The sequence below is a fragment of the Planococcus sp. SE5232 genome (assembly GCF_050686535.1).
Classification (GTDB): domain Bacteria; phylum Bacillota; class Bacilli; order Bacillales_A; family Planococcaceae; genus Planococcus.
The window spans coordinates 493,345-501,574 of sequence record NZ_JBOGCP010000002.1; the positions used below are offsets into that span (position 1 = coordinate 493,345).

The 8,230-nt window shown below is 46.3% G+C and carries 7 protein-coding genes; all 7 read right to left on the minus strand.

From position 1 onward, the window contains the following. Nucleotides 1-123: 123 nt before the first annotated feature. A complete protein-coding gene (locus ACRC6Q_RS11265) occupies nt 124-1,341 on the minus strand; it encodes a carboxylate--amine ligase (protein WP_223638442.1) in 1,218 nt (405 codons plus the stop codon). 14 nt (nt 1,342-1,355) lie between these two features. Beyond that, a complete protein-coding gene (gene pnpS / locus ACRC6Q_RS11270) occupies nt 1,356-2,753 on the minus strand; it encodes a two-component system histidine kinase PnpS (RefSeq protein WP_223638445.1) in 1,398 nt (465 codons plus the stop codon). After that, nucleotides 2,750-3,457, minus strand: coding sequence for a response regulator transcription factor (locus ACRC6Q_RS11275; RefSeq protein ID WP_223638447.1), 708 nt, complete (start codon nt 3,455-3,457; stop codon nt 2,750-2,752). Before ACRC6Q_RS11275 ends, pnpS begins: the two co-directional genes overlap by 4 nt. Nucleotides 3,458-3,502: 45 nt before the next feature. After that, nucleotides 3,503-3,979 (minus strand): MaoC/PaaZ C-terminal domain-containing protein, encoded by a 477-nt coding sequence (locus ACRC6Q_RS11280; RefSeq protein WP_223638450.1) that lies wholly within the window; start codon nt 3,977-3,979, stop codon nt 3,503-3,505. Between the two features lie 162 nt (nt 3,980-4,141). Then, on the minus strand, nt 4,142-5,080 hold the full coding sequence (mdh, locus tag ACRC6Q_RS11285; protein ID WP_298830546.1) for a malate dehydrogenase: 939 nt from the start codon (nt 5,078-5,080) through the stop codon (nt 4,142-4,144). A 700-nt stretch (nt 5,081-5,780) separates the two neighbouring features. After that, nucleotides 5,781-7,049 (minus strand): NADP-dependent isocitrate dehydrogenase, encoded by a 1,269-nt coding sequence (icd, locus tag ACRC6Q_RS11290; RefSeq protein ID WP_223638456.1) that lies wholly within the window; start codon nt 7,047-7,049, stop codon nt 5,781-5,783. 92 nt (nt 7,050-7,141) lie between these two features. Beyond that, nucleotides 7,142-8,230: citrate synthase (gene citZ / locus ACRC6Q_RS11295; RefSeq protein WP_431466303.1), on the minus strand; the 1,089-nt coding region annotated here is incomplete at its 5' end.

Below are 8,230 nucleotides of genomic sequence, written 5' to 3' on the forward strand. Positions count from 1 at the left end.
AATAGTTTCATAAAAAAAGAAAAAGAGCCCGGGGAAGGGACTCTTTTTCAAATCATGCGGTTGAAGGGGGTTCTATTAAACCTTACCACCCGACTGTGAAGCTGGTGTTAAGCTTCTGTAAACTTACCATTGATTGTTCTTATACTTCTTGTAATAATTCACCTGGCGCGCTAGAAGATAGACTTTACGCTTCAAATGCTTATCTTTTTTATAGAAGAGCGGATTGCCATATTGGCCTTTTTTGATCAGACGCTTAATGTCTTTCTGCACCGCTTTGTTGTCGACGAAATTGCGCAGCACCGCTTTCGGTACGACAGTGAACAAGAAGTCTTCATTCAAATACGTCACGGGTTTATCGGTCTGATAAATTAAATCGTCGACAAAATACTCAGCCATATTATGTCCAAGCGCTGTTACGTAATAGCTTGAGCGCCCTTGGCGAATATTCACTTCGAACACTTTGAATTTGTTATCGCGTGCATCGTATTTCAAATCGAAGTTCGCAAAGCCATTGTAACCGACGGCTTCCAGAAAATTCTGCAGCTTGACCATCATGTCTTTGTCAAAACGGGTAATCAGCGCTGTGTAATTCCCGATGGCCGTAACTGTATGCTCCTGCAAGACCACCTGCGCAAAAGTCACCAACTGCGTCTTCCCTTTGGAGTTCGCATAGATGACTGAATCCCACATATACGTGTCATCCCCAGGAATATAATCCTGGATGATCAATTCATCGCGGTACCCGCCTGCTTTGATCTGCTGGATCACTTCGTGCATTTCTTTCGGGCTTTCGACTTTATAGACTTTCTGTTGGCCCGCAAACTTGTTTCTGCTGTACTCGATGCCATTGCTCGGCTTGATGATGACCGGGAACATCATTTCTTCTTCAAATGGGACTTTCGAATTGCAGTCATAGAAGAATGTTGTCGGTGTCTCAATGCCATGCGCTTTGCAAAGCTCATAGAAATTCGCTTTGACCTGCAGCTGATTCATCAAATCTTCATTAATATAATTAAAGACATAATGCTCGCGCAAAATTTTCGCATTTTCAATAATTAAGCGTACATAAAGATCGTTCGTTCCAATCAGCAAAAGGGTTTTGCCGGGAGCTCTGTACTTATCCGCAACATCGATCAGGATATCGGCGAACTGGGAATCGTCTGCCAATCCCGGATGCAAGTCAATCGTTTCGGTAATGGTGCTAAGTGAAGTGAATGATAAATGTTCTTTACCGATCAAAATCGGCTTGATGCCATATGCTTCGTGAAACGAAATGGCCATGTTATAAGCGTTCATGTCTGTTCCGACGATAATCGGTAAAAATGGGTGTTTAGTTTCCATACTTTCCTCCTAAATTAACTAGCCAAAGGCAAATAGATAGTAAATGTCGTGCCGACCCCAACTTGGCTGTCGACTTCCACTTTTCCATGATGCGCCTCGATTAAGTGTTTAACAATAGACAGCCCAAGGCCGGTGCCGCCTGAATTTCGGCTGCGGGCTCGGTCGACACGGTAAAAACGCTCAAATAACCGGCCGATTTCCGAGCTTTCTATTCCGATTCCTTGGTCTTCCACTTGAATGACGGCTTGCTCGTCTTTGACGAAAAGCCGGATGGTGATTTCGGTATGATTGCTTGAATATGTAACTGCATTGATCAAAAGATTCATAACCACTTGGATTAACCGGTTTGCATCCCCTAAAACAGTCACGGGTTTCACTTCCAGGTTCAGCTGAATGGACTTTTCGTCGAGCTTCGGCTGAATCATTTCCACTGCCCGATTTATCGCAGCCTTCATGTCGGTTGGCTGCGCATTAACTTCAAAACCACTCTGTTCTACATTGGATAAATCGAGCAGATCATTGATGAGCATCTCCAAACGATTGCTTTCCGAATGGACAATCTCCAGAAACGACAACAAAGTCTCAGTATCCTGGTAAGCCCCATCCAGCAGGGTTTCGGAAAACCCTTTAATGGAGGTTACGGGTGTCCGAAGTTCATGGGAGACGTTTGCCACGAAGTCTTTGCGGATCTGCTCCAGCCTCTTCAATTCCGTAATATCATGAAAGACGATGACAATCCCCAGCCAGCGCTCGTGCTCTCCAATAACAGGGGCTCCGTAGACATTCAGGTTCTTCAATTTAAGCCCTGACAAAAATTCTATCTGAGCCCGAGAATGGGTTTCCATCATGAAGACATTTTCGATGAAATCCTCCAGTTCAGAAGGGACATGTATTTCTTTGTAGAATTTTCCCAAAGTATTTTCAGTAGATAAACCAAATTCATCCAGAAAGGGTTTATTGACAAGGGAAACGGCTCCTTGCTTGTCGATCATAATCAATGCACTGCCCATATTTTCAATCAGTGTTTTTAGGCGCTCCTGCTCCATGCCCCGTATTGCAGTGATTTCCTGAAGATTCCGGGCCAGCACATTGATGGTTCGGCTCAATTCGACACTGCCCAGTGCATTGGACTCCGAGGCACGCGCCCGGTAATTGCCTTTGACCAACTCCATTGCGGTTTCAGTGGCATTTTCAATCGGCTGAATGTTCACTTCGATGATCCGGCTTCCGACAATAGCTGAAAAAAATAAAGCAACTGCAAATGTCAAAAATAGGATCATCCAAATATCGGTCTTGTCTTCGGCGCTTTCATAAATTGGCAGCACTTGAAGCATGACGATGAACAACCCGGCCAACATCATTCCGATCCATACCAGCAGGGTGGCGAGCAGACGATGCCGAAAGGATTTCATGAACTTTTCGGCTCCTCGAACTTATAGCCCAGCCCTCGAATCGTCTTAATGAATGTCGGTTTTCGGCTGTTTTCCTCTATTTTATCGCGCAAATGGCTGATATGGACATCGACGATGCGCGTATCTCCCGCAAAATCGTATTTCCACACAGCACTCAGCAGCTGATCACGCGTCAATACCCGATTTTTGTTTTCCATTAAATACACCAGCAACTCAAATTCCTTCGGTGTAAATTCCAATTGTTCTTTATTGAGGAAAACTTCAAATCGATCAGGATAAACATCCAACTTCCCGAGAGAAATCGGTGCCGAGGAATCCTGTTGTGGCGTCGGAACGTTACTGGCTCTTCTCAACACCGCTTTGATGCGCGCCACTACTTCCCTAGGACTGAAAGGTTTGGTCATATAATCATCCGCTCCCAGTTCCAAGCCCAATACTTTATCAAACTCATCGCCTTTAGCCGTCAGCATGATAATCGGTGTATTGACTTTTTGCTGGCGCAGCGATTTGCAGACTTCCACCCCGTCCATCGACGGCAGCATAAGATCCAGAACAATCAATGAAGGATTTTCGCTTAGGGCCAGTTCATATCCCTGTTTTCCGTCATTGGCGATAATGGTTTCAAAACCCGCCTGAACAAGGTTATAGGAAAGTAAGGTCGCAATTGAATGTTCATCTTCGATTATCAATATTTTCTTCAGCATTTTACATCCTCCACACTCAGTTTGAAACCCCCATTTCAAACCGCGTTAGATATTGCCTGTTGCAGGAGTCGTCAATTGTTCCACTACTTGCGGTGGATTAGCAGTAATTTGTCCTTGTATCGCGATATCGCCAGTTTCATCGATTCCTTCAACTTGGACAATTATCTCATTGTGTTTGATATCCACTTCAACAACTTCCAACAGAAAATCGATTGTCGCATAATGATGGACAGGTTTCAAAAACTTCAGCTGCTGGCCGGTAATATAAGAACCGGGACCCGGTATATATTTGGAGACCGCAGAAGTCAGGATGCCCGTCAGCATGATATTCGGCACCACCGGCTTTTCGAAAGCGGTCTGCGCCGCAAAATCGTGTTGAATATACAGCGGATTGCTGTCATTTGTCAATCCCAGATAAAGAAGTAGATCCTTGTCCTCAATCTTTTCTGTGAGTTTCAATTTCTCGCCGATTTTGATGTCTTCCACTCGCCGGCCTAATTTCCGCTTTTTCCCAAGCAACAAACAACATCCCTCCATTTTCTTGATATCTCTATAGTATCAATTTAGCCAATGAAAGTGCAAGCGCCTAAGGTAGCAGGAATAGGGTGTGCATAAATGAAAAACGGAAAAGTAAGCCTGTACTCAAAAAAACGGACAGGAAAATTTCCTGTCCGCCTTTAAGGATTATGCCAATACTTTCATTACCGCTTTCACTGAATCCGCTGATTGGTTCAACAATGCTTTTTCTTCTTCATTCAAATCGATTTCAATGATTTTCTCAATCCCGGCTGCTCCCAAAATTGTCGGTACACCCAGGTAAATGCCATCCAATCCATACTCACCTTCCAAATAGGCGATGGAGGGCAGGATGCGGCGCTGATCTTTGATGATCGCTTCTGCCATTTCAACCAATGATGCGGCCGGTGCGTAATAAGCCGAACCGTTTCCAAGAAGGTTGACGATTTCCGCCCCGCCTTTTCTGGTGCGTTCCACAATTTCATCCAAGCGCTCTTTGGCGATCATCGTCTCCAATGGAATTCCGCCTGCGTAGGAATAACGGACGAGTGGCACCATATCGTCCCCGTGACCACCCAATACGAATCCTGTGACGTCTTTAACCGACACGTTCAATTCTTCTGCGACAAATGTTCGGAAACGGGCCGAGTCAAGTACGCCAGATTGTCCGATTACACGTTCTTTTGGGAAACCCGATGCTTGGAAAACCGTATAGGTCATTGCATCAACCGGATTCGTCAGGACAATGATAGTCGTCTCCGGAGAATACTTCACAATATCCGCTGTAACAGCTTTCATGACTTTCTGGTTGGTTTGGACCAGATCATCACGGCTCATGCCCGGCTTACGCGCAATTCCTGCAGTGATGATCACCAGGTCTGAGTCTTTGGTGTCTTCGTAATTCGATGTACCCGATACGCGGGCATCAAACCCTTGAACTGGACCAGCTTCGGCCATATCCAATGCTTTGCCTTTTGCCGGATTTTCCATAGGCGGAATATCCACCAAAACAACATCGCCCAATTCTTTTTGAGCCAACAGGAATGCCGTCGTTGCCCCTGTAAAACCTGAACCGATCACTGAAATCTTTTTGCGTTTGAATGTCATGAACTATCTCTCCTTTAACAGTAGTTGAGTGGAAGTGTTGCATCTACTTTCTATAGTCACTTAGCCCGCTTCGGAATAAAGCAAAGACAATTGCTCCTGCGCAAGCTTGAAGGCAAACGGCGCTATAAAACAGTTTTATAAGTTGAACTAATGTTTTATATTAGCTGATACTCCGCAAAACAGCTCCGCTTTCCAGCGGGCTCCCGCCCAATCCTCCTCGTCCGCTGCGCTCCCTGCGGTGTATCGGTCGAATCGCTAAGCCGCAGGAGTCTTCGCTGTTTTGCTCCATATCTATGAGTGTTCTTCAGCACCGGTGCGGCTCAGGACGAGAGGGGGCACTAAGATGAGTGTGTTTCTCGGCTTATCGTGTGAACTAAGATACGCCTGAAGAATTTGGTTCACCTTTGCGACAGAGCTTGCAGAGAATCATTGTTCTCTTCTCTTCCCTAGCCGTCGAATTGGCCTATAACTGTTACTTCTTTAGTTCAACTTATACAGTTAGAAAGATGTATGTTTACTTTCTTTACCCTAAAGGAAATAGACCAAAACAGTGCGGATTCCCAAAGGAGCACCATTGCTCCATAAGAGATGGCCTCTAGCGAAAACCATTAATCCATCGTTTAATTTTTGGCTATCCCATTTCCATTTGAAATAGTCGATACAAAAAAAGGAGGGGAATCCCCCTCCTTTTCTTTAACTCTTATAGGTTTTTGATCAATTCATCAGCAAACTCAGAGCATTTCACTTCTGTAGCGCCGTCCATTAGACGTGCAAAGTCATAAGTTACAACTTTAGAAGCAATTGTTTTCTCCATAGAGTTTGTGATCATTTTAGCAGCTTCTCCCCATCCTAGGTGCTCAAGCATCAAGACGCCTGAAAGGATTAGAGATGAAGGGTTTACTTTATCAAGGCCAGCGTATTTAGGTGCTGTTCCGTGAGTTGCTTCGAAAATCGCATGTCCAGTATCGTAGTTGATGTTCGCTCCAGGAGCGATACCAATTCCGCCTACTTGAGCAGCCAAAGCATCAGAGATGTAATCGCCGTTCAAGTTCATTGTCGCAACAACATCGAACTCGCTTGGACGTGTAAGGATCTGTTGCAGGAAGATATCAGCGATTGAATCCTTGATAAGGATTTTGCCTGAAGCAAGAGCTTCTTCCTGTGCTTTGTTCGCAGCGTCTGTACCTTTTTCATCTTTGATAGCATCGTATTCGTTCCATGTGAAGACTTTATCGCCGAATTCCTGCTCTGCTACTTCGTAGCCCCAGTTTTTGAAAGCTCCTTCAGTGAACTTCATGATGTTCCCTTTATGAACAAGCGTCAATGACTCACGGCCTTCAGTAATTGCATAGTTGATTGCAGCGCGCACTAAGCGTTTTGTTCCCTCTTCTGAAATCGGTTTGATGCCGATACCTGAAGACTCAGGGAAACGGATGTTTTTAACGCCCATTTCATCTTGTAGGAATGAAATCAATTTCTTCACTTCATCCGAACCGTTAGAATATTCAATGCCAGCATAGATATCTTCAGTGTTCTCACGGAAAATAACCATATCTGTATCTTCAGGGCGTTTAACCGGTGAAGGTACGCCTTCGAAGTAACGGACTGGACGCAGGCAAGTATACAAATCAAGTTCCTGGCGAAGTGCTACGTTCAATGAACGGATACCGCCGCCGATTGGCGTCGTTAAAGGTCCTTTGATTGCGATCAAGTACTCGCGGATCACGTCAAGAGTTTCTTCAGGCAGCCATTCACCAGTTTCGTCGAATGCTTTTTGTCCTGCAAGAACTTCTTTCCAGACAATTGATTTTTCGCCGTTGAACGCTTTTGTTACCGCTTCTTCTAAAACGCGTGATGCTGCGTACCAGATGTCAGGTCCTGTTCCGTCACCGATAATATATGGGATTACTGCATTGTTGGGAACGTTCAAGACACCGTTTTCTACTGAAATTTTTTCGCCGTTAGTCATGTTTAATTTCCTCCTGTGGTCAAAGTCATAGGGCTGCACAGAGTGCAAGCCCTATGAGTTATATTTTTTTCTTCATGATGATAAAACGCTTCTTATCTTTCTTCAACCGGCACATACGTCTGCATGCCAGGCCCGATGTATTCCGCGCGCGGGCGGATCAGGCGGTTGTCTGCGTACTGCTCAAGGATATGCGCCAGCCAGCCGGATGTGCGGGAAACCGCAAAGATCGGCGTGAACAGGTCATGTTCGATGTTCAGGCTGTGGTAGACCGAAGCCGAGTAGAAATCCACGTTCGGCGGAAGGTTTTTCTGGCCTGTGACGATGTCGTCGATTTTCACCGACATGTCGTACCATTTTTCTTCGCCGCGGATCTTCGTCAGTTTCTGGGACATTTCACGCAGATGCTTCGCACGCGGGTCGCCCTTGCGGTAGACGCGGTGGCCGAAGCCCATGATTTTCTCTTTGTTCGCCAATTTTTCGGTGATGACCTTCTCTACGTTGTCGACCGAGCCGATTTCCGTGAGCATCTTCATCACTTGTTCGTTGGCGCCGCCGTGAAGCGGGCCTTTCAATGCGCCGATGGCCGCTGTCACGCCGGAATAGACGTCAGACAGCGTCGCCACTGCGACACGCGCCGTGAACGTCGAAGCGTTCAATTCGTGGTCGGCGTGGAGCACAAGGGCTTTGTTGAAGGCTTCCTCTTCGATCGCTTCCGGCAATTCGCCGGACAGCATGTACAGGAAGTTGGCTGCGAAGCTCAGGTCCGTTTTCGGTGCGACCGGTTCCTGGCCGTTGCGGATGCGGCCGAAGGCCGTCACCAGCGTCGAAATCTTCGCCTGGATTTTGATGGCTTTGTTGTAATTCGCTTCCGGTTCCATCACTTCCGCCTGTTCGTCGAACAAGCCGAGCATGGACACCGCGGTGCGAAGAGCCGCCATCGGGTGGACGTTCTTGATGTCATATGTCTTGAAATGATCCAGCACAGCTTGTGGCACGGCCATGTTGTCCGCCAATTGCTGCTTCAGTTCCGCCAGTTCATCCGCTTTTGGCAGGCGCTGGTGCCAAAGCAGGTAGATCACTTCTTCAAAGCTTGCGTTAACGGCCAAGTCATCGATATCGTAGCCGACGTATGTAAGTGTGTCATCAATGATCGAGCTGATGGCGGATTGGGTTGCTACTAC